Annotated in this window: 20 protein-coding genes; 5 read left to right on the top strand and 15 right to left on the bottom strand. The window is 70.2% G+C overall.

Translation table 11 applies throughout. The features are described from left to right. Window positions 1–23: 23 nt before the first annotated feature. The 5 genes from QSK25_RS05745 to QSK25_RS05725 form a co-directional block, all read right to left on the bottom strand. On the bottom strand, window positions 24–773 hold the full coding sequence (locus tag QSK25_RS05745; protein ID WP_285634075.1) for a glucose 1-dehydrogenase: 750 nt from the start codon (window positions 771–773) through the stop codon (window positions 24–26). Continuing rightward, entirely contained in the window at window positions 774–2,279 is a 1,506-nt protein-coding gene (locus QSK25_RS05740) for an aldehyde dehydrogenase family protein (protein ID WP_285634072.1), read from the bottom strand. 8 nt (window positions 2,280–2,287) lie between these two features. Beyond that, window positions 2,288–3,136, bottom strand: a complete 849-nt coding sequence (locus tag QSK25_RS05735) for an SDR family NAD(P)-dependent oxidoreductase (protein ID WP_285634067.1) — start codon at window positions 3,134–3,136, stop codon at window positions 2,288–2,290. Between the two features lie 9 nt (window positions 3,137–3,145). Further along, complete coding sequence (locus QSK25_RS05730) at window positions 3,146–4,231, bottom strand: Zn-dependent alcohol dehydrogenase (protein WP_285634064.1); 1,086 nt, start codon at window positions 4,229–4,231, stop codon at window positions 3,146–3,148. Window positions 4,232–4,310: 79 nt separating this feature from the next. Beyond that, window positions 4,311–4,502 carry a ferredoxin gene (locus tag QSK25_RS05725; protein WP_285634061.1) on the bottom strand — a complete coding sequence of 64 codons (192 nt, stop codon included), beginning with the start codon at window positions 4,500–4,502 and terminating at the stop codon, window positions 4,311–4,313. A 45-nt stretch (window positions 4,503–4,547) separates the two neighbouring features. On the opposite strand from QSK25_RS05725, the gene QSK25_RS05720 reads away from it, so the two are divergent. Continuing rightward, window positions 4,548–5,708 carry an acyl-CoA dehydrogenase family protein gene (locus QSK25_RS05720; protein WP_285634058.1) on the top strand — a complete coding sequence of 387 codons (1,161 nt, stop codon included), beginning with the start codon at window positions 4,548–4,550 and terminating at the stop codon, window positions 5,706–5,708. 11 nt (window positions 5,709–5,719) lie between these two features. Then, on the top strand, window positions 5,720–6,631 hold the full coding sequence (locus QSK25_RS05715; protein ID WP_285634054.1) for an acyl-CoA dehydrogenase family protein: 912 nt from the start codon (window positions 5,720–5,722) through the stop codon (window positions 6,629–6,631). Here QSK25_RS05715 and QSK25_RS05710 read toward each other — a convergent pair whose 3' ends face one another. The 6 genes from QSK25_RS05710 to QSK25_RS05685 form a co-directional block, all read right to left on the bottom strand. Then, window positions 6,632–7,624, bottom strand: a complete 993-nt coding sequence (locus QSK25_RS05710) for a hypothetical protein (RefSeq protein WP_285634051.1) — start codon at window positions 7,622–7,624, stop codon at window positions 6,632–6,634. Next, entirely contained in the window at window positions 7,624–8,619 is a 996-nt protein-coding gene (locus tag QSK25_RS05705; protein ID WP_285634048.1) for a hypothetical protein, read from the bottom strand. Before QSK25_RS05705 ends, QSK25_RS05710 begins: the two co-directional genes overlap by 1 nt. Window positions 8,620–8,633: 14 nt before the next feature. Then, on the bottom strand, window positions 8,634–9,611 hold the full coding sequence (locus QSK25_RS05700; RefSeq protein WP_285634045.1) for a hypothetical protein: 978 nt from the start codon (window positions 9,609–9,611) through the stop codon (window positions 8,634–8,636). Window positions 9,612–9,690: 79 nt separating this feature from the next. Then, window positions 9,691–10,656 carry a hypothetical protein gene (locus QSK25_RS05695; protein WP_285634042.1) on the bottom strand — a complete coding sequence of 322 codons (966 nt, stop codon included), beginning with the start codon at window positions 10,654–10,656 and terminating at the stop codon, window positions 9,691–9,693. Window positions 10,657–10,728: 72 nt separating this feature from the next. After that, window positions 10,729–11,817, bottom strand: a complete 1,089-nt coding sequence (locus QSK25_RS05690) for an NAD(P)H-dependent flavin oxidoreductase (protein WP_285634039.1) — start codon at window positions 11,815–11,817, stop codon at window positions 10,729–10,731. After that, window positions 11,798–13,384: an acyl-CoA synthetase gene (locus tag QSK25_RS05685; protein ID WP_285634036.1), complete on the bottom strand. Its 1,587-nt coding sequence runs from the start codon at window positions 13,382–13,384 to the stop codon at window positions 11,798–11,800. The genes QSK25_RS05690 and QSK25_RS05685 overlap by 20 nt, the downstream gene beginning before the upstream one ends. A 74-nt stretch (window positions 13,385–13,458) precedes the next feature. On the opposite strand from QSK25_RS05685, the gene QSK25_RS05680 reads away from it, so the two are divergent. Together QSK25_RS05680 and QSK25_RS05675 are read left to right on the top strand one after the other, a co-directional pair. Then, window positions 13,459–14,250, top strand: a complete 792-nt coding sequence (locus QSK25_RS05680) for a crotonase/enoyl-CoA hydratase family protein (RefSeq protein ID WP_285634033.1) — start codon at window positions 13,459–13,461, stop codon at window positions 14,248–14,250. Window positions 14,251–14,259: 9 nt separating this feature from the next. Next, on the top strand, window positions 14,260–14,982 hold the full coding sequence (locus QSK25_RS05675; protein WP_285634030.1) for an HAD family hydrolase: 723 nt from the start codon (window positions 14,260–14,262) through the stop codon (window positions 14,980–14,982). Here QSK25_RS05675 and kstD read toward each other — a convergent pair. From kstD to QSK25_RS05655, 4 genes are read right to left on the bottom strand one after another with little or no spacing between them, the layout of a single operon-like run. Then, a complete protein-coding gene (kstD, locus tag QSK25_RS05670; RefSeq protein ID WP_285634024.1) occupies window positions 14,979–16,685 on the bottom strand; it encodes a 3-oxosteroid 1-dehydrogenase in 1,707 nt (568 codons plus the stop codon). The two genes, QSK25_RS05675 and kstD, sit on opposite strands and share 4 nt — an antisense overlap. Then, window positions 16,682–17,134, bottom strand: a complete 453-nt coding sequence (locus QSK25_RS05665) for a pyridoxamine 5'-phosphate oxidase family protein (RefSeq protein ID WP_285634019.1) — start codon at window positions 17,132–17,134, stop codon at window positions 16,682–16,684. Before QSK25_RS05665 ends, kstD begins: the two co-directional genes overlap by 4 nt. Next, window positions 17,127–18,638 carry an acyl-CoA synthetase gene (locus QSK25_RS05660; protein WP_285634016.1) on the bottom strand — a complete coding sequence of 504 codons (1,512 nt, stop codon included), beginning with the start codon at window positions 18,636–18,638 and terminating at the stop codon, window positions 17,127–17,129. Before QSK25_RS05660 ends, QSK25_RS05665 begins: the two co-directional genes overlap by 8 nt. A gap of 25 nt (window positions 18,639–18,663) precedes the next feature. After that, window positions 18,664–19,692 carry an LLM class F420-dependent oxidoreductase gene (locus QSK25_RS05655; RefSeq protein WP_285634014.1) on the bottom strand — a complete coding sequence of 343 codons (1,029 nt, stop codon included), beginning with the start codon at window positions 19,690–19,692 and terminating at the stop codon, window positions 18,664–18,666. Between the two features lie 45 nt (window positions 19,693–19,737). Here QSK25_RS05655 and QSK25_RS05650 point away from each other — a divergent pair, with 45 nt between their 5' ends. Next, a complete protein-coding gene (locus QSK25_RS05650) occupies window positions 19,738–20,682 on the top strand; it encodes a Zn-ribbon domain-containing OB-fold protein (protein WP_285634011.1) in 945 nt (314 codons plus the stop codon). Window positions 20,683–20,688: the final 6 nt, after the last annotated feature.

Here is a 20,688-nt window from a genome sequence, read left to right as displayed (position 1 = left end):
CCAACCCCGAACTCGCCGCGATGTCACCCGCTCAGCGCATGCGTCGCGGTCGCCCCTCCATCCACCACGAACTCCCCACCGGTGCAGTAAGCGCTGTCATCGCTGGCCAGGAACAACACGACGTTGGCCACGTCCTCAGGCTGACCGATCCGCCGCAAAGCCAGCTTCTTCCCGATCGGCGACACGTCGATCGGCCGCCCCAGCGCCTCGCTCACCATCGGCGTGTCGATCGCGCCGGGGTGCACCGAGTTCACCCGGATCCCGAACTGCCCCAGCTCCATCGCGGCCACCTTGGTCATGCCGCGAATCGCGAACTTCGACGCCGTGTACGCCGTCAGATAGGGCATGCCGCCCAACCCCTCGACCGACGACACGTTCACGATCGACCCGCCGCCGGCCGACTTCATCGACTCCACCACGGACCGCATGCCGAGGAACGTCCCGACCTGGTTGATGCCGATCACCCGCTGGTAGTCGGCCAGCGTGGTGTCGGCCAGCGCCGAGAAGTGCAGGATCCCGGCGTTGTTGACCAGAACCGAAACGTGGCCGAACGTGGACTCGGTGAACGACATGGCCTCAGCCCACGAGGACTCCGACGACACGTCGAGGTGGCAGTACTCGGCCCCCAACTCCGCAGCCAGTTCCTTGCCCTGGTCGTCGAGCACGTCGGTGATCATCACCGACGCGCCCTCGGCGACGAAGCGGCGGGCCGCGGCCGCGCCCTGACCTCGGGCAGCGCCGGTGATCAGGGCGACCTTCCCGGACAGGCGCATCTACATCATCTCGTCGGTCAACGGCATCATCACGGTCTTCAGCTCGGTGTACGCCTCGTAGGCGCTCTGCCCGCCCTCACGGCCGAGGCCCGACTGCTTGTAGCCGCCGAACGGGATGTGCGGTTCGAGCTGGAAGCCGTTGATGCCGACCATGCCCACCCGCAGCGACTTCGAGACGCGGAACGCGCGGCGCACGTCGTTGGTGTAGACGCCCGCGCCCAGGCCGTACTCGGTGTCGTTGGCGATGCGGATCGCTTCCTCCTCCGAGTCGAACGGCACGACGGTCAGCACCGGGCCGAAGATCTCGTCGCGGGCGATGGCCATGTCGTTGGTGGCGTCGGCGAAGATCGTCGGCGCCACGAAGTTGCCGGACGCGTAGTCGCCGTCGAGCCGCGTGCCTCCGGTGACGAGCCGGGCACCTGCCTCCTGGCCCTGGGCGATGTAGCCGAGGACGCGGTCGAGCTGGCGGGAGTTGATCAACGGGCTCGCGAGCACGGCCGGGTCGAACGGGTCGCCGAACGTCACCGCGCCCGCGAGCATCTGGGCCATCGAGATGAACTCGTCCTGGACCTCGCGCTGCACCAACGCACGGGTGTGCGCGACGCACGCCTGGCCGGACAGGCCCATCGTGACCATGCCCATGCACGTCATGGCGGCGAGGCCGACGTTCGGGGCGTCCGCGAAGACGATGGCGGGCGACTTCCCGCCCAGTTCCAGGGAAACCCGCTTCATCGTGCCGGCGGACGCCTCGACGATCCGGCGGCCGACGGCGCGGCTGCCGGTGAAGCTGATCTTGTCCACGCCGGGGTGGGTGATCAGGGCCTCGCCGGTGGGGTTGCCGGGGCCGGTGACGAGGTTGACCACACCTTCCGGCAGGCCTGCCTCGATCAGCAGCTCCACCATGCGGATCACGCAGAACGACGCGTACTCCGACGGCTTCACCACGACCGTGCACCCGGCGGCCAGGGCGGGCGCGAGCTTCTGGGCGAACAGCACGAACGGCGCGTTCCACGGCAGGATCGCCGCGACGACGCCGACGGGTTCGCGGAACGTCATCGCGAGGTGGTCGCCGCCCTGGTACGGCGGCAGCGTCTGGCCGCCGACCTTGTCGATCCAGCCCGCGTGGTGGTCGAAGATGTCGGCCGCGATGCCGACGGAGGTGGCGTAGATCTGCCCGAACGACAGCGGCACGCCGTTGTCCAGCGCCTGCAGGCCGCGCAACTCGTCGGAGTGCTCGCGCAGCAGGTCGCCGTAGCGACGCAGGACCTTGATGCGCTCGGAGGCACGCGATCGCGGCCAGGTGCCCTCGTCGAACGCCTTGCGGGCCGCGAGCACCGCCGCGTCCACGTCCTTCGCGGAGGCGACGGCGAAGTTGCCGATCTCCTCGCCGGTGGCGGGGTGGTGGTGGGTCCAGGTCTCGTCCGCCTCGCGGAACTCGCCGCCGACGAGGAGCCGGCCGTCCTTGAGGCCCAGGGTCTCGCGGTGCGGTTGGACGGTGAGCGACACAGCTCCTCCTACAGGGCCATCGTTTCCGTGCAAGCGAACGTCCTCTGCGGATCGCGATCGGCGAAGTGGCCGTCGAGATCGGCCAACGCGTCGAACTTCCGCTCGACGGTCGGGGGTGCCATCAGCGCGACCATGCCGCCGTGGACGACGAAGACCTGGCCGTTGATCCTCTCGCCGGACGGCCCGGCCAGGTGCGCGACGAACCGGGCCACGTGCGACGGGTCCAGCGAGTCGTCGCCCGCGGGCGCGTCGCCGAACACGTGCGCGGTCATCCGGGTGCGGGCGCGCGGGCAGATCGCGTTGGCGCGCACGCCATAACGGCTCGTGCCGCGTGCCGTCGCGACGGTCAGCGCCGCGATGCCCGCCTTGGCCGCGGCGTAGTTGGCCTGGCCTTCCGACCCGAGCAGGAACGCCTCCGACGCGGTGTTGACGATCCGCCCGTACACGGGCGCGCCCGCCGCCTTCGACTGCTGCTTCCACAGCGCGACGGCGTTGCGCGACAACAGGAAGTGACCGCGCAGGTGCACCCGCACGACCAGGTCCCACTCGTCGTCGGTCATGTTGAACAGCATCCGGTCGCGCAGCACGCCCGCGTTGTTCACCACGACGTGCAGCCCGCCGAACTGCTCCATCGCGGCGGTGACGAGGGCGTCGGCGGTCGCCCGCTCGCCCACGTCGCCCTCGACGACGACGCACTTCCCACCCAGTTGCTCGATCTCGGCCGCGGCGGCGTCGGCCGCTCCCGGCAGGTCGTTCAGCACGATCGACGCGCCGGCGCGCGCGAGTTCCAGCGCCTCCGCCCGGCCGAGCCCGGCACCGGCGCCGGTGACCACGGCGACCTTCCCCGCGAGGTCCACAGCAGACTCCTAATCGAAGAGGATCACCTGGCGGATCAACGAACCTCCGCCTCGCAACGCCTGCAGGCCCTCGTTCACGTCCTCGAGCCTGATCCGCTTGCTGATCATGCCCTCGAGGTCGAGGCGCCCCTGCCGCCACAGCGCGATCATCCGCGGCACGTCGCGGCGGAAGTTCGCCGTTCCGTAGAACGAGCCGTGCAACGTCTTGTCGTGCAGGAACAGTTCCTGGGCGCTGAACGACACCATGGCGTCCGCGCGGCCGGCGCCGACGACGACCGTGTGGCCGCCGCGCCGGGTCAGGTCCCACGCCTGCCGGATCGTCGCGGGCAGGCCGACGACGTCGAACACGTAGTCGAAGCCCATTCCCGTGTTCAGCTGGTTGTTCAGGTCCGCGATGCCGTCCGGCACCGTCGCGTGGGTCGCACCGAACTTCCGCGCCACCTCGTGCTTCTCCAGCACGGGATCCACCGCGACGATCTTGGCCGCCGCCGCGAGCCGCGCGCCCTGGAGCACCGCGACCCCGACCCCGCCGCAGCCGATCACGGCGACGCTGGAGCCCGGTTCGACCTTGGCGGTGTTGAGCACCGCGCCGACTCCGGTCAGGATTCCGCACGACAGCAGGGCGGCGACGTCCCACGGCACGTCGTCGTCGATCTTCACGGCCGCGTCGGCGGGCACCACCATCTCCTCGGCGAACGCGCCGAGCCCCGCGTACCCGAACGCCGGGTTGCCCCCGACGACGAACCGGGGCGAGGTGAACGCGGAGATGGTGTGCACCAGGCAGAGGTGCGCCTGCCCGGTGACGCATTGGGCGCACTTGCCGCAGGGCGGCACGAATGTGATCGCCACGTGGTCGCCGACCGCGAGCGACGTGACGGCGCTCCCGATCTCGGCGACCTCACCGGCTCCCTCGTGCCCGACGACGCCGGGGGCCAGCGCGGGCAGCGTTCCGTCCATTGCGGACAGATCGCTGTGGCAGACACCGCACGCCTTGATCTTGATGCGGATCTCCTGCGGTCCCACGGGTGTGGTCGTCACGTCGTCGCGGAGCTCGAGCTTGTCGTCGCCTACCTGGTTGAGCACGGCAGCCTTCACCGGTATCACTCCTCGCTGAGCTCACGGCCGAAGTAACCCGTCGGACACTAGAATCTGTTCCTGTTCTTGACAAGGCCCATCAGCGTGAGAGGCGCAGCGCCCCCTTGGGGCACGACGCGACGGCCCGTTCCGCCGGCCCTTCCTCCGCCGACGCCAGCTCACCGTCCCGGATCTGCAGGACCTCGTCGTCATCGAGATCGAACACCTCGGGCAGGATGGTCATGCACTCCCCGTGCGCCTCGCACAGCGAAGGGTCGACGCCGACCTTCATCGCGGCCTCCTGACATCAAGTAGAACTTGTTCTAGAGTAGCGGGCATGCGCATCGGTTTCACGCCCGAACAGGAGCAGTTGCGCCAGGAGCTGCGGGCGTACTTCGCCGCGCTCATGACGCCCGAACGCAAGGCCGGGCTCGCCGGAGGCAGCGACTACGGCGACGCCGGGGTCTACAAGGACACCGTCCGCCAGATGGGGCTGGACGGGTGGCTGACGATCGGCTGGCCCGAGGAGTACGGCGGCCGGAACCGGCCGATGATCGAGCAGCTGATCTTCCTGGACGAGGCGTCCGCCGCCGGCGCGCCCGTGCCGTTCCTGACGCTCAACTCCATCGGGCCGACGATCATGGCCTACGGCACTCCCGAGCAGAAGGCCTGCTACCTGCCGAGGATCGCGTCCGGCGAACTGCACTTCGCCATCGGCTACTCCGAACCGGAGGCGGGCACCGACCTCGCCGCGCTGCGCACGCGGGCCGTCCGCGACGGCGACGAGTACGTGATCAACGGCCAGAAGATGTGGACCAGCCTCATCCAGTACGCGGACTACGTGTGGCTCGCCTGCCGCACCGACCAGGAGTCGCAGCGGCACCGCGGCCTGAGCATCATCATGGTGCCGACCACCGACCCCGGCTTCTCCTGGACGCCCGTGCCCACCATGTCCGGGCCCACGACCAGCGCGACCTTCTACGACAACGTGCGCGTGCCGGTCGGCAACCTCATCGGCGAGGAGCACAAGGGCTGGAAGCTCATCACCAACCAGCTCAACCACGAACGCGTCGCCCTGTGCTCGGCCGCGCCGCTGCAGACCGCGCTGCGCGAGGTTCGTCAATGGGCGGACGAAACCGGTGCCGCACAACACGAGTGGGTGCGCCTGCACCTCGCCCGCGTGCACGCCAGGACCGAGTTCCTCAAGCTCGTCAACTGGCGCATCGCCTCCGGCACCGACGAGGCGCCGTCCCCGGCCGAGGCGTCGGCGACCAAGGTGTTCGGCACCGAGTTCGCGACCGAGGGCTACCGGCTGCTGATGGAGGTGCTGGGCGCCAACGGGATCGTGCGCGCCGGCTCACCGGGGGCGTTGCTGCACGGCCGGGTCGAACGCATGCACCGCTCGGCGCTGATCCTCACGTTCGGCGGCGGCACCAACGAGATCCAGCGGGACATCATCGCGCGCGCGGGTCTCGGACTGCCCGCCGTGCCCCGGTAGAGGAGACTTCCGTGGACTTCACCCCGACCGAGGCCCAGCGCGAACTGGCCGCGCTGACCCGCAAGATCATCGACTCGTCCGACACGCCCTGGCCCGACCTGGTCAAGTCCGGTGTCGTACCGGAGCAGCCCGACGAGTTCGGCGTCCTGGAACAGTGCGCGGTGCTGGTCGAACTGGGGCGCGCGGTCTCCCCGGTCCCCTACCTGCCGACGATGGTCGCGGCGGGCGCGCTCGTCGAGTTCGGCACCCCTGCGCAACGCGACCGCTGGCTGACCCCGGGAACCGTGCTGTCCGTGGCGTTGCAGGAGGCCGGCGGCGTGCTGACCACGGTCCCTTTCGCCGAGGAGGCGGCGGCTTTCCTCGTCGCACGAGGAGATCAGGTCTTCCTCGCCGCCGCCGACGACCTGGAGATCACGTCCCAGGAACTCGTCGACGGCTCGCAGGCCGGCACCTTCGCCTGCTCCGGCGGCGAGGTCGTGCCCGGCCTGCACCCCGACTGGCTGATCACCCGCTACACGGTCGGCCTGTGCGCGCTCCAGCTCGGCATCACCGAACGCGCGTTGGAACTGACGGCGGAGTACGCCCGGACACGCGTGCAGTTCGAACGCCCGATCGGCAGTTTCCAGGCGGTGGCCCAAAGACTGGCCGACGCCTACATCGACGTCGCCGCGATCCGGCTCACGCTCTGGCAGGCCGCCTGGCGCCTGTCCGAGGGCCTCGACGCCGACGCCGAGGTGGCCACGGCGAAGTTCTGGGCCGCCGACGCCGGGCACCGCGTGGCGCACACGACCGTGCACGTCCACGGCGGCACCGGCATCGACATGAGCCACGACGTGCACCGCTACTTCACCGCGGCCAAGCGCACCGAGTTCGAGCTGGGCGGGGCGACCGCCCAGCTCCTCAAGCTCAGCGCCGCGATGTGATCAGCTGCAGACCCACAGCCACCGGGCCGGGCGCATCTGCCGGTCGGCGTTCTCGTACGTGCCGATCAACGTCGCCGCGTCGGTGATGTCCGAGTAGTAGCCGTGCTGCGGCAGGTGCTCGGCGACCACGTCGGTCCGGCCGCTCGGGCGCCACAGGCTCGGCGCCGACGTGGTGTACCGGCCGAACACCGTGCCGCTGCCGTTGCGGCCGTACGGGGCGAGCCCGCCGAGGTGCTTGGCGACCTTCACCCCCGTCAGGTCCCACTCACCGATCCCGTACGGGAGGTCCGGGTCGTTGAGCGGGCCACCCTCGAACGCGAGCACGCGGCCGTTGTCGAACACCATCGGTGCCCGGGAGCCGGGCAGTTCGGTCCTCGTGCCCGTGTCGGTGTCGAGGACCCAGCCCGACTGACCGGGCCCCGGCGCCGACACCGCGACCCTGCGCTGGGCGTCGATGCCGCGCGGGTAGCCCGCGCCGAAGAGCTTGCGCGTTCCGGTGCGCGGCCACACCGCGACCGCTTCGGTGGAACTCGTCCGCACGAGCCCGACGACGTCACCCGCGTCGTTGATGCCGAGCGCCGACGACTGCTCGCCCGGCTCGGTCTGCAGGATCGTGTAGACGCCGGCCTCGTAGCGGAACGCCCGGGAGACGACGGATCCGCCGTCCGGCCGGGACTCCTGGCTGCCCGCGACGACGCTGACGTTGTTGACCGCCGCCGGGATGACGTCGACGAGCGGGACCTGGGGCATCTCGCGCAGCGTGCTGTTCACCCACAACAAACCCAGCTTGTTCATGCTGTCGGTGCGGACTCCGACGATGCGGCTGTTGTTGGTGCTGCTGCCGGTGGTCTCCGCCCTCATCGGGAGGACCGGCGGCAACGGGAGGTCCTGGATCGTGTACTGGCAGGCTGCGGCGACCGCCTGCGGTGCCGCGAAGGCCGAAGCCGCCACGAGCGCCGCCAGCAGTCCCGCGAGCGCGTTCGTCGATCGCATCAGCTGCACACCCACAGCCACCGCGCCGGACGCAGCTGGTCCGCTTCGCCGTTGTAGGTGCCGATCAGCGTCGCCGCGTCGGTCACGTCACCGTAGTAGTGGGCGATCGGCAGCTTGTCGGCCACCACGGCGGTGCGGCCGGACGGCCTCCACAGGCTCGGGGTGCTGCCGAGCATCGGCTCGAGCACGCCGAACACCGTGCCGCTGTTGTTCCGGCCGTACGGCTGGTAACCACCCCGGTGAATGGCGACCTCGACGCCGTTGAGGTCCCACTCGGCGATCTCACCGCCGACGACCTGGTCGACCCACCGGTAGGTCAGCACCCGTCCGCCGTCGACGACCGCCGGAGGCCGTCCACCGGGCAGCTCGACGGTGGCGCCCGTGTCGGCGTCGACGATCAGCGACTTCGAATTCGCCTCGTCGTACTTGACGATCTTCCGGCCGCTGAGGCCGCTCGCCTGCCCCAGGCCGAAGGACCTGCGCCCGCCCTCGCGCGGCCACATCACGACGGTGCGCTCGGTGGGGTTCGCCCGCTTCCAGACGGTGCCGACGACGTCGCCCGCCTCGTTCACGTACTGCCCCCTGGAGTTCTCGTCCAGCGCGGTGTACAGGAACTGGTAGGCGTTGTTCTCGAAGCGGAACGCCTGGGTCGCCGTGCGGTCCGAGGCACGCCATTCCTGGCTGCCGACCACGACGCTCGTGTTGTTGACGTCTTCCGGGAAGACGTCGTAGAACGGCGACACGGCCGGGGGCAGCACGCGCAGGGTGCTGTTCACCCAGAGCGCGGCCTTGGTGACGTTCGGGTCCCGGTACGCACCGACGATCCGGCTGTTGTTGGCGCTGCTGCCTTCCGTGTGCGCGCTGGTGACGCCCGCGGGCAGCGGCAGGTCCACGCGGTTGTACACGCACCCGGCGGCCGAGGCCTGCGGTGCCGCCACGACCGACACGGCGGTCAGCACGCCGACCAGACCGGCCAGCACTCGTCTCTGTCTCATCGTTCCTCTGTTCCTCAACTGCAGATCCAGACCCAGCGGGCCGGGTGCGTGCTGTCGTCGGCCTCGCGGTAGGTGCCGATCAGGGTCGCCGCATCGGTGACGTCGGCGTGGAAGCGCGGGTCGAACGTCTTGTCCAGCAACGCGTCCGTCCGGCCGCTCGGGCGCCACAGACTCGGCTGCGGGATGCCGTACGTGCCGAAGACCGTGCCGCTGTTGTTGCGGCCGAACACGTTCACGCCGCCGTCGTGGGTCGCGAGCCGCGTGCCGGTGAGGCCGAGCTCGACGATCCGGGTGCCGGCGGGGCCGAACTCGAAGTGCAGCACCCGGCCGTTGTCGAGCACCATCGGCGTGCGCGCGTCGGGCAGCGTCGTCTTCACGCCGGTGTTGCCGTCGACGATCCAGCCCGCCTGACCGGGACTCGGCGCGGACATCAGGATCCGGCGCTGGGCGTCGATGCCGACCGCCTCGCCGGCACCGAACGACCTGCGCGGCCCGGTGCGCGGCCACATCACCACGGTGCGGGTGGCGGGAGTCGCCGTCTGCCACACGACGCCGAGGACGTCACCGCCGTCGTTGATCGCGTGGCCCGCCGACTGCTCGCCCGGTTCGACCGCGAGCAGCTGGTAGGCGTTGTTCTCGTAGCGGAACGCGCGGCTGTCGTACCCGCCGCCGCCGAGCGGGATCTCCTGCGTGCCGGCGACGACGCCGGTGTTGGTGACCGCGCTCGGCCGAACGGTGCCGGAGGGCGACGCCGGCGGTGCCATCACGCGCAGCGCGCTGTTCGTCCACACCAGACCGCGATTGGCGTACGAACCCACGATGCGGCTGTTGTCGGTGCTGCTCCCCCTGGTCTCCGCGGACGTCACCCCGGCCGGGAGCGGCAGGTCCTGGCGAACGTACCGGCAGGCGGCGGCCGCGGCCTGCGGCGTGGCGACGGCCGACGCGAGGACGAGCGCCCCGAGCAGACCGGCGATGGCGGAACGACGTTTCACGCGAGCTCCCCAGTGTGTGGACCGACCGCGAACCGGGGGCCGCGGCGTGGTCGCCGCAGCCCCCGGAGAGCGAGCAGGATCAGCTGCAGACCCAGAGCCAGCGCGCTGGGCGGACGCCCTGGTCCGTGCGGTGGGTGCCGATCAGCGTCGCGGCGTCGGTGATGTCGGAGTAGACGCTCTCGAGCGGCATCGGGTCCGCGACCACGTCGGTGCGGCCCGTGCTGCGCCACAGGGCGTGGGTCCGCGTGGCGTCGGGCTGCGAGTAGGTGCCCCACACCGTGCCGCTGCCGTTGCGCCCGAACGTCCTGCCGTTGACGGGGTGCTCGGCGACCTTCACCCCGTTGAGGTCGTACTCCGAGGTCACCAGCTCGCCCGAGGACGCTCGAGCGACCAGGAACACCCTGTCGTTGTCCATGACCGCCGTGCCGATCCCACCACCGGGGATGGTCACCACCGGGCCACCGCCGACGTCGAACACCTTGATCCCCGACGACGACCTGGCCACGATCTTGCCGTCGTCGGAGATGCCCATCACCTGGCCGCTCTGGGCGGCGATCAGCTTCCTGGCACCCCCGCGCGGCCACAGGTAGAGGTCGCCGCCGTGCAGACCGGCGACGTCACCCGCCTGGTTGACCGCTCGCGCGGCCGAGTCCTTGCCCGCGTCGGTCTCCAGGAACTCGTACGCGCCGTTCTCGTAGCGGAACGCCCGCGTCGTCGCCGGGATCCCGTTCACCGAGTCCACCACGAAGCCGGCGATGACACCCGTGTTGTTGACGTCGAACCCGTAGGTGCTCGCGTCGGGCGCGGCCGGCGGCAGTTGCCGCAGGGTGCCGTTCGCCCAGTAGAGGGTCTGGGTGTACGACCCCGCCTGCGCCTGACCGACGATCCGGCTGTTGTTCGCGCTTCCGCCGTTGAGGAAGACGTCACCCACTCCGGCAGGCACGGGCAGGTCCTGCTTGGTGTACTGACAGGCGGCCGCCGAGGCCTGCGGCGCGGCGACGAGCGACGCGAGCACGACAAGGCATGGCAGAACGACGCGCTTCATGTGTTCCCCCCAGAACGGATGTATCCGACGCACACCCTAACCCGCCGCGTCGCCAGGTCAAGGGGTCGGGCATCACACGAGTCCCGTGAGCCTCCCGACGGTCCGGGCGTACTCGGCCAGCAGGTCCGCCATCACCTCGGCGACCGGCCGCACCTCGTTCATCCGCCCGACGATCTGCCCGACCGGCATCGACACCACCGACGGGTCGCCGGACCGCGCGATCCGGTGGTGCGCCTCGCTGACGAGCAGGTTCTGCAACGGCATCGGCAACGGGTCGGGGGCGTCCGCCGCGGTCCACGCCTCGGTCCAGCGGGTCTTGAGCAGCCGCGCCGGTTTGCCGGTGTAGACGCGGGTGCGGACGGTGTCGCTCGACCCGGCGGCGAGCAACGCCTCCTGCGTGCTGGAGTTGCCCAGGGCGTACTCGGCCGTGGTGAGCCAGTACGAACCCATCCACACGCCGGACGCGCCGAGCGCCAGTGCCGCAGCCGCCTGCCGGCCAGAGCCGATGCCCCCGGCGGCCAGCACCGGGACGTCGACGGCGTCGACGATCTCCGGCACGAGCACCATCGTCGCGACCTCACCCGTGTGGCCGCCCGCCTCGTAACCCTGTGCCACCACGATGTCGACGCCGTTGGCCACGTGCCGTCGCGCGTGCTCGGCCTTGCCCGCCAGCGCGGCCACCGGAACGCCTGCCGCGTGCACGCGTTCGATGACGTCGGTGGGCGGTGAACCCAGGGCGTTCGCGATGAGCCTGATCGGGTGTTCGAGGGCGACGTCCACGTGCGACCGCGCGACCGAGTGCAGCCAGCCGAGCACGCCCTCACCGCCCTCTCCGTCGGGCAGCGGGGGCACACCGAGCTTCAGCAACGTCTGCGCCACGAAGTCCTTGTGGCTCTGCGGGATGAGCCCGGCGAGGTCGATCTGCGTACCCTCGGCCGGGATCTTCGCCGGCATGACGATGTCGACGCCGTACGGCTTGCCGTCGGTGTTCTCGTCCATCCACGTCAACGCGCGGTCGAGGTCCTCCGCGTCGTTGAACCGCACGCACCCGAGGACACCGAGCCCGCCGGCCCTGCTGATCGCCGCCGCCACGTGCTCGGACGGCGTGAAGCCGAAGACGGGGTGCTCGATGCCCAGCTGGTCACACAGGCTGGTGCGCATGGTCCTCCACGTGGCGCTGCGCCCACTGGTAGTCGGGTTTGCCGCTCGGGGTGCGGCCGATCTCGGGCACGAGCCACAGCGAGCGCGGCACCTTGTAGCCCGCGAGCGACTCGCGGACGTGAGCGTCCAGTTCGGACAAAGTCGGGGTCGCGCCCTCGCGGGGTGCGACGATCGCACCGACCCGTTGGCCGAGCGTGTCGTCCGGGATGCCGATGACGAGCGCGTCGAAGACGTCCGGGTGGGACTTCAGCACGCCCTCGACCTCTTCCGGGAACACCTTCTCGCCGCCGGTGTTGACGCACGTGTTGCCGCGTCCCAGCAACGTGATGTCGCCGTCCTCCTCGAACCGGGCGAAGTCGCCGGGCACGGTGAACCGCCTGCCGTCGACCTCCACGAACATCCGCGCGGTCTTCTCGGGGTCCTTGTAGTAGCCGATCGGGATGTGCCCGCCACGCGCGAGCTTGCCGATGACACCGGGCAACGGCTCCAGCTTGTTGCCGTCCTCGTCGATGACGATGGTGTCGTCGTTGAGCTTCACCTTGGTGCCGTCGGTCTTGACCATCTCCTTGGGCACCGCGCCGATGCCGGTCGACCCGGTCTCGCTCGACCCGATGGACTCCAGCAACGTCGTGTGCGGCAGGTGTTCGTGGTACTGCTTCTTCACCGTGTAGGAGAAGAGCGCGGCGCTGCTGTTGAGGATGTAGAGCGACGAGGCGTCGTACGTGCCCCGCTGGAACTCCTCGATCAACGGCCGGCCCATCGCGTCGCCGGTGATGACCGCGACCTGAACCTTTTCCCGTTCGATCACCTGCCAGATCTCGGCGGGGTCGAACTTGGGCACCAGCACCACCGTGCTGCCGCTGAACAACGCGCCCAGCACGGCCCACTGCGCCGCGCCGTGGATCAGCGGCGGCAGGCACAGCCGGATGAGCCCGTAGTCCTTGCCCGCCCTGGCCTGCTGCCACTCGTCGGCGAGCCGTTCGCCGGTGACGAAGTCGATGCCGCCGCCGAGCGTGCGCCACACGTCCTCGTGCCGCCACATCACGCCCTTGGGCATGCCCGTCGTGCCGCCGGTGAAGAGGATGTAGAGGTCGTCGGGACTGCGCGGGGCGAAGTCGCGATCACCCGATTCGTCGCTGAGCGCGGTCTCGTAGTCCGCGCCCTCGAAGGGTTCCTCGGTCTCGTCGTCGATCACGACGGTGTGGCCGGGCGCCCCGACCTCCGCGACGAGTGGCGAGTACCGCCGTTCGTGTACGAGGGCGGTCAGATCCGCTTCCCCGAAGAGGTATTGCAACTCGTTCTTGGTGTAGCGGTAGTTCACGTTGATGGCCACGGCCCGCAGCTTGTAGACCGCGATCATGGCTTCGACCAGTTCGATCGAGTTGCGCGCGTAGAGGCCCACGTGCGAACCCTGCGTCACGCCGTTCTTTGCCAGGTGGTGAGCCAGTTTGTTGGCTCGCTCCTCGAGTTCGGCGTAGGTGACCCTCTTGGACCCGCACACGAGCGCGGTCCGGTCGGGCACGGTGTCGGCGGCGTGTTCAACGAGGTCTGCGACGTTGAGGGCCATAGCAGGCAAAGTAGAACGTGTTACTGTTCGGGACAATCCCCCGTGCGGTCAGACTCGATCCAGGAGGCGCGCGAATGACGACCACGACAGAACCACACGCGTTGGTGGACCTGGTCGGCAACGTCCTGGTGGTCACGATGAACCGGCCCGAGGTCCGCAACGCCTTGTCCGGCCCCATGTTGGCCATCATGAAGGACGCGTGGGACCGCGTCGACACCGATCCGGACGTCCGCGTGTGCGTGCTGACCGGCGCGGGCGGCTCGTTCTGCGCGGGCGCCGACCTCAAGGCCATGACGTCCAACCACCCCAGCGAGAACGCCGGCAAGTTCGACTTCTCCGTCATCGAACCACTGCTCAAAGGTCGTCGATTGACGAAACCGCTCATCGCCGCGGTGGAAGGCCCGGCGGTCGCCGGCGGCACGGAGATCCTGCAGGCGACGGACATCCGGGTGGCGGGCGAAAGCGCGCGGTTCGGCGTGTCCGAGGCGCGCTGGGGCCTGTTCCCCCTGGGCGGCTCGGCGGTCCGGTTGCCCCGGCAGATCCCGTACACCGTGGCGGCGGACCTCCTGCTGACCGGGCGGCACATCCGGGCCGCCGAGGCCAAGGAGATCGGGCTGATCGGGCACGTGGTGCCGGACGGTCAGGCGCTCGACAAAGCGCTGGAGCTGGCCGCGTTGATCACGGCCAACGGACCGATCGCGGTGCAGAAGATCCTGCAGACCATGCGGGAGACCGAGGTGATGCACGAGAACGAGGCGTTCACAGTGGACGCCCGGCTCGGCATGGAGGTGTTCTCCAGCGAGGACGCCAAGGAGGGACCGCGGGCGTTCGCGGAGAAGCGCAAGCCGGAGTTCAAAGGTCGTTAGCATCGCCTGGTGAGTTCCGTTGTCATCATCGACCTCGACGACTGCCTGATCCCGGACGGCGCGGCGGCCCGTGCCGCCATCGCCGCCGTGCTCGGTGAGCTCTCGATCCCGGCCACCGAGCAGGCGGTCGACGTCGTGCTGGCCGCGGCTCGCCGGGAGTGGCGCGAGAACCGGACCGCCACGCACCGCGAGGTCGAACGGGTCGCCTCCTGGGAAGCGTTGTGGGCCGACTTCCACGAACTGCCGATGCCGCCCGAGGTCGTCGAGGCGTTGGTGGGCAACGACGTGCGGGCGTGGCGACTGGCGTTGGCCGATCTGGGGAGCGCGGCCGACGCTCACACCGCCGCGTCGGCGTTCCGGCGGCTGCGCCAAGCCCTGGTGCGGCCGTTCCCCGGCGTCGAGTCCGCTTTGGACTCCCTGGCCGAACGGCACGAGCTGTGGCTCGCCACGGACGGCTGCCGGTCGTTGCAGCGCGCCAAGATCCGGCTGTCCGGCCTCGCGGACCGGTTCGCGCGGGTGTTCGTGTCGGGTGAGGTCGGGCACCCCAAAGGCACGCCGGGGTTCACCGACGCGGTCAGGACGGCGCTGACGGACGGCCGGACCGTGTGCCTGGTCGCGGGCGACAGCACGACCACCGATCTCCTGCTCGCGGAGACCGGTGGCTGGCCGTTCGTGCAGATCACCGAGCAGGTGCGGTTCGCCGACGTACCCGCGCTCTGCCGGTGTTCCTAGACGTCGTTGGCCGCGATGTACCCGAACGTCATGGCGGGGCCGATCGTCGAGCCCGCGCCCGCGTAGCTGCGGCCCATGACGGCCGAGCTCACGTTGCCCGCCGCGTACAGCCCGGGGATCACCGAGCCGTCCGGCCGCAGCACCCGTGCCCGCGCGTCGGTGACGAGCCCGCCCTTGGTGCCCAGGTCGCCGGGCACGATCTTGAACGCGTAGAACGGCGCCAGCCACAGCGGGGCGAGGCACGAGTTCGGGAAGACGGCCGGATCGGTGTAGTAGTGGTCGTAGGCGCTGTCGCCGCGGTGGAAGTCGGCGTCGCGGCCGGTCACGGCCTGGCCGTTGAAGCGGCTCACGGTCGACTTCAGGTTCGCGCCCGGCACGCCGATGGCCGCGGCGAGGCCGTCCAAAGACCAGTTCTTCACCACGGCACCGGACTGGTACCAGCCCTCCGGCAACGGCAGGGCCGGTGCCACGTCGGCGAACAGGTACCTGTTGCGGTAGTTCTGGTCGACGATGAGCCAGGCGGGGATGCAGGGGTCCGTCGGGTTCTCGTCGTACATGACGTGCACGACGTCGCTGTAGGGGCCGGCCTCGTTCACGAAGCGCCTGCCCGCGGCGTTGATCATCAGGCCGCCGGGGAGGGTGCGTTCGGCGAGGCAGAAGTACGGTGAGCCGGGCGTCGGGATGGCCGGGCCCCACCAGGCGTCGTCCATCAGGTCGACCGCGGCGCCCGCGCGCAGTCCGGCGCGGTGGCCGTCACCGGTGTTCTCGCGCGCGCCCACCGTCCACTGTGTACCGATCGGCTGGCGCTGGTACTGGGCGCGCATGGCCGCGTTGTGCTCGAAGCCGCCGGAGCCCATGATCACACCGCGGCGGGCGCGCACGACCCCGCGGGACGTCACGACCCCGCGCACCGCGCCGTTCTGCACGACCAGGTCCTCGAGACCGGTGTTCAGCCAGACCGGGACGTTCGACTGCAGGAGTCCCGCCCGCAGACCTCCCGCCAGGGCCTGGCCCATCGTCAACGGTTTCTGGCCCGCCAACGCCGCCGCGGTCCCCCTGGCCAGCGCCGCCGCGGCCGTCGCCGCACCCTTCGCGTTCACCAGGGCCAACGCGAGCCACTTGTAGTCGGCGCCGTAGATCACCAGGCCGGCGGGCGGGGTCAGGTACGGGGCGTTGAGGTTCGCCAGTTCGGCGCCGAGGACGCGGCCGTCGAGCACCTCGGGTTCGATCGAACGGCCCCTCGCGATGCCGCCGGGGAGCTCCGGGTAGTAGTCGCTGTAGCCGTCCATGTGCCGGAAGCGCAGCGGGCTGTTGCGCATCACGAACGAGATCATCTGCGGACCGTGGGCCAGGTACGCCTGCTGGCGCGCCAACGGGATGTCGCCGACGACGGCCGCCAGGTACTGCGCGGCCTTGGCGGGCGTGTCGGGGATGCCGGCGGCGAGGATCACCTCGTTGTTCGGGATCCAGATGCCCGCGCCGGACCGGGCCGCGGAGCCGCCGTACGTCGGCGCCTTCTCCACGACCACGCAGCTCAGGCCGCGTTGGGCGGCGGTCAGCGCGGCGGTCATGCCCGCCGCACCGGCCCCGACCACCACGACGTCGAACTCTCCCAGGTCGGCCGACGCCGTCCCGGTTTTGACCAGTCCCGAAGCCAGCGCGAGCCCGGCTCCGGCGAGCACCTGACGGCGGTTCAGGGTCACGGTGTCACTCCCGACATCGTCTTCCGGTGGTCCCAGCTGGCGGTCTTGGTCGGGCGGAAGATCACGGCGGCCCGCCGCGCCATCGCCTTCTTCAACGCTGCACGCGCCTGGGGGTCGTCGCCCACCTCGCCGAAGTTGCGCGCCACCACGGCGTCCACGACCGGGCCGAGGTCGGTGAACTCGGTGACGCCCTCCATGTGCACGCCGCGCAGCTGGTCGTAGGTCTCCCCCGCCTCGGCCAGCACGCTGCAGCGCGGATCCCGCCGCAGGTTCAGGATCTTCTGCGACTTGCGGTCCGTGCAGAACACGATCTCGCCGTCCACCCACGCGAACCACATCGGGGCGAGGTGCGGCAGCCCGTTCCGGCCGATGGTGGCGACGATCAGCGTCTTCTGCCCGCGCAGGAACTCCTCGACCTCGGCGGCCGACATCCTGATCGCGTCACGCATGGCGCAGCTTCCGCTTGTACAGCTTGCCGTTCGGGTCGCGCGGCAGCTCGGCCAGGTACTCGACGGTCCGCGGCAGCTTGAACTTCGCGAGCCTCGTCCCCGCGAACTCCAGCAGCTCCTCGGTCAGCGCGTCGTCCCCGACGACGCCGTCCGCCGGCTGCACCACCGCCTTGATCGCCTCGCCCCAGTCGGGGTGCGGCACACCGAACACCGCCACGTCCGCGACCTTCGGGTGGCAGATCAGCTCGCCCTCGATCTCGGCCGGGTAGATGTTCACGCCGCCGGAGATGATCATGTCGTTCTTGCGGTCGCACAGGAACAGGTAGCCGTCCTCGTCGAGGTACCCGATGTCCTGCAACGTGAACAGCTTGCCGACGCGCGCGGCGCGGGTCTTCTCGGAGTCCTTGTGGTACTCGAACGTCGAGTCGCCCATCCGCATGTAGACGAGCCCCTGCTCGCCCACCGGCAGCTCGGTGCCGTCCTCGCCGAGGATCTTGATCTCCGACGTCGGCCACGGCAGCCCGACGGATCCGGGTTTCCGCAGCCATTCCGTCGCGGTGATCGCGGTGCCGCCGCCCTCGGTGGCCGCGTAGTACTCGACCACGACCGGTCCCCACCAGTCGAGCATGCGGCGCTTGACCTCGATCGGGCACGGAGCCGCGCCGTGGATCATCGCCCGCAACGACGACATGTCGTAGCGCGCCTTGACGTCGTCCGGCAGCGCCAGCAGCCGGTGGAACTGGGTCGGCACCATGTGGCTGTGGGTGACCTTGTGCCGTTCGATCAGCCGCAGCATCTCCTCGGGCGCCCAGTGGTCCATCAGCACCGCGGTGTGGCCCAGCTGGATCGAGATGGTCACGAAGTTCAGCACGGCCGTGTGGTAGAGCGGTGACCCGCACAGGTGCACGTGCCCGTCGTGCGGCTTGATCCCGAAGATGCCGAAGAACCAGGCGGCGCTCGGCGGCACGGTGTCGGGGTCGGCGCCGGTCAACGGCCTGCGCACGCCCTTCGGCCGTCCGGTCGTGCCGGAGGTGTAGAGCATCGGCGACCCGGTGGTGCGCCCCTCCGGCCTGCCCTCGCCGTCGTCCCCGAGCTCGGCGAGCGGGGTGAACCCGTCGATCTCCCCGACCGCGAACCGGGCCTGCGCGGGAAGGCTCGCGGCCGCCTCCACGGCGGCCGCCGCGAACCGTTCGTGGGCCACGACGGCCTGGGCACCGCTGTCCTGCACGAGGTAAGCGACCTCGGCGCCGGTCAGGTGCCAGTTGGCCATCACGACGTAGAGGCCGGTCTGGTAGGCGGCGAAGTACACCGCCACCAGTTCGGCGCTGTTGGGCAGCATCAGCACGATGCTGTCGCCAGGGTGCAGGCCCAGGGCCCGGAACCCGCGCCCGTAGCGGTTCGCGGCGCCCGCGAGCTCGGAGTAGGTGATCTCGCGACCACTCGGATCGACCAGCGCGGTCAGGTCCGGCTGATCGGCGGCGATGTTCCAGAGTCCTGTGACCACACCCTCAAAGTAGAACGCGTTTCACCTACTGACAAGCCTCCGACAAGGCCTTGATCGAGGCAACGTCGCGGCATCCGACGAGCAGCGTCGTGACCCCCGCCTTCTCCCACCGGCGGACCTCCTCGCGGACGTGCTCGGCGTTCCCGACGATGCTGATCTCGGCCACCAACTCGTCCGGAACCACCCGCGCGGCCTCGTCCTTGCGCCCGGCCTGGAAGAGCCTGCCGATGTCCTCGACGACCTCGCCGTAGCCCATGCGCGTGAACACCTCGGCGTGGAAGTTCATCCCGGGCGCGCCCATTCCGCCGATGTACAAAGCGACGAACGGCTTCAGCATCGCCCGCACCGACGCCGGATCGTCCGTCACGACGACCTGACACGTGGCCGCGACCTCGAAGTTCTGCCTGCTCCGACCGGACTTCGCGAAGCCCTCGTCCAGCCACTCGTTGTACATGTCCGCGAGCCTTGGCGCGTAATAGATCGCGAGCCACCCGTCCGCGATCTCCGACGTCAGCGCGACGTTCTTCGGCCCCTCCGCGCCGAGCCAGATGGGCAGGTCAGCGCGCAGCGGGTGGGTGATGGGCTTCAACGGCTTGCCCAGCCCCAGCGCCCCCGGCCCCTGGTAGGGCAACGGGTGGTGCGGCCCGTCGTTGCGGACGGGAGCCTCGCGTGCCATGACCTGCCGCAGGATCGACACGTACTCCCTGGTCCTGGCAAGGGGTTTCGCGAACGGCCGCCCGTACCAGCCCTCCACGACCTGCGGCCCGGACACGCCGAGCCCGAGGACGAACCGCCCGCCGGAGAGGTGGTCGAGCGTCAGCGCGTGCATGGCGCAGGCGGCCGGCGTGCGTGCCGACATCTGCACGACGGACGTCCCGAGCCGCACCCTCGTCGTCTCGGATCCCCACCACGCCAACGGGGTGAACGCGTCCGAGCCCCACGCCTCGGCGGCGAACACCGCGTCGAAGCCGAATTCCTCCGCCGCCGCCACGAGTTCAGCGGCGTTCAGGGGCGGCTGAGCACCCCAGTACCCGAGCTGCAGACCGAGCTTCATGCAGCCATCTTGCCACCATTTCGAGAACCTGTTTCACTTTGATCTGTGACTCGGCCGCTGAGTGCTCCACTCGACGTTGGCTTCGACTACACGCGCTCCCTCGGCCCGACGCTGGGCCGGTTCCTCTCGGATCTGCGCCGCCGCAGGGTGACCGGGATCCGCGGCTCGGACGGGCGCGTGCACGTGCCGCCGCTCGAGTACGACCCCGTGACCGCCGAAAGCCTCCACGAGTTCGTGGACGTGGCGGCGACCGGTGTCGTGCGCGGGTGGTCGTGGATTCCCGAGCCCCTCGAGGGACAGCCGCTCGACCGGCCGTTCGCGTGGGCGCTCATCCAGCTCGACGGCGCGGACACCTCGCTGCTGCACGCCGTCGACGCCGGCACGCCGGACCAGATCTCCACCGGCGCACGCGTGCGGGTGCGATGGCGTGCGGAACGCGTCGGCGCCATCACCGACATCGAGTGCTTCGAGATCTCCGACGAACCCGCTGACGAGCCCGTGGCGGCCGACGACGTCACGATGGTGACCACCCCGGTCAACCTGCACTACACGCACTCGGCATCGCCGACCGAGGACCCGTTCCTGCGCGGTCTCATGGAGGGCAGGCTGCTCGGCCAGCGCTGCCCGTCCTGCGAGAAGGTCTACTTCCCGCCGCGCCCGGCGTGCCCGACCGACGGCGTGCCGACGACGGACCAGGTCGAGCTCGCCGACCACGGCACGATCACGACGTACTGCGTGGTCAACGTCCCGTTCCTGGGTCAGCGCATCCCGCCTCCGTACGTCTCGGCGTACGTGTTGCTCGACGGCGCGGACATCCCGTTCCTGCACCTGCTGCTCGGCGTCGCGCCGGAGGACGTGCGGATGGGCATGCGCGTCGAGGCCGTGTGGAAGCCGCGCGAGGAGTGGGGCCCGACCATGCAGAACATCGACCACTTCAGGCCGTCCGGTGAGCCGGACGCGCCGTTCGACTCCTACTCCCAGCACCTGTGAGGCTCG

The sequence above is a fragment of the Lentzea sp. NBRC 102530 genome (assembly GCF_030269365.1).
Lineage (GTDB): Bacteria > Actinomycetota > Actinomycetes > Mycobacteriales > Pseudonocardiaceae > Lentzea.
Note: the sequence above shows the minus strand (reverse complement) of the source record. Positions and strands in the feature narration are given on the sequence as shown.

Bases quoted from the DNA above. Each gene is read 5' to 3' on its own strand.
- QSK25_RS05685 (WP_285634036.1), bottom strand. From the start codon at position 13,384: ATGGCCCTCAACGTCGCAGACCTCGTTGAACACGCCGCCGACACCGTG.
- QSK25_RS05655 (WP_285634014.1), bottom strand. From the start codon at position 19,692: ATGAAGCTCGGTCTGCAGCTCGGGTACTGGGGTGCTCAGCCGCCCCTG.
- QSK25_RS05705 (WP_285634048.1), bottom strand. From the start codon at position 8,619: ATGAGACAGAGACGAGTGCTGGCCGGTCTGGTCGGCGTGCTGACCGCC.
- QSK25_RS05720 (WP_285634058.1), top strand. From the start codon at position 4,548: ATGCGCATCGGTTTCACGCCCGAACAGGAGCAGTTGCGCCAGGAGCTG.
- QSK25_RS05695 (WP_285634042.1), bottom strand. From the start codon at position 10,656: ATGAAGCGCGTCGTTCTGCCATGCCTTGTCGTGCTCGCGTCGCTCGTC.
- QSK25_RS05725 (WP_285634061.1), bottom strand. From the start codon at position 4,502: ATGAAGGTCGGCGTCGACCCTTCGCTGTGCGAGGCGCACGGGGAGTGC.
- QSK25_RS05690 (WP_285634039.1), bottom strand. From the start codon at position 11,817: ATGCGCACCAGCCTGTGTGACCAGCTGGGCATCGAGCACCCCGTCTTC.
- QSK25_RS05745 (WP_285634075.1), bottom strand. From the start codon at position 773: ATGCGCCTGTCCGGGAAGGTCGCCCTGATCACCGGCGCTGCCCGAGGT.
- QSK25_RS05665 (WP_285634019.1), bottom strand. From the start codon at position 17,134: ATGCGTGACGCGATCAGGATGTCGGCCGCCGAGGTCGAGGAGTTCCTG.
- QSK25_RS05710 (WP_285634051.1), bottom strand. From the start codon at position 7,624: ATGCGATCGACGAACGCGCTCGCGGGACTGCTGGCGGCGCTCGTGGCG.
- QSK25_RS05680 (WP_285634033.1), top strand. From the start codon at position 13,459: ATGACGACCACGACAGAACCACACGCGTTGGTGGACCTGGTCGGCAAC.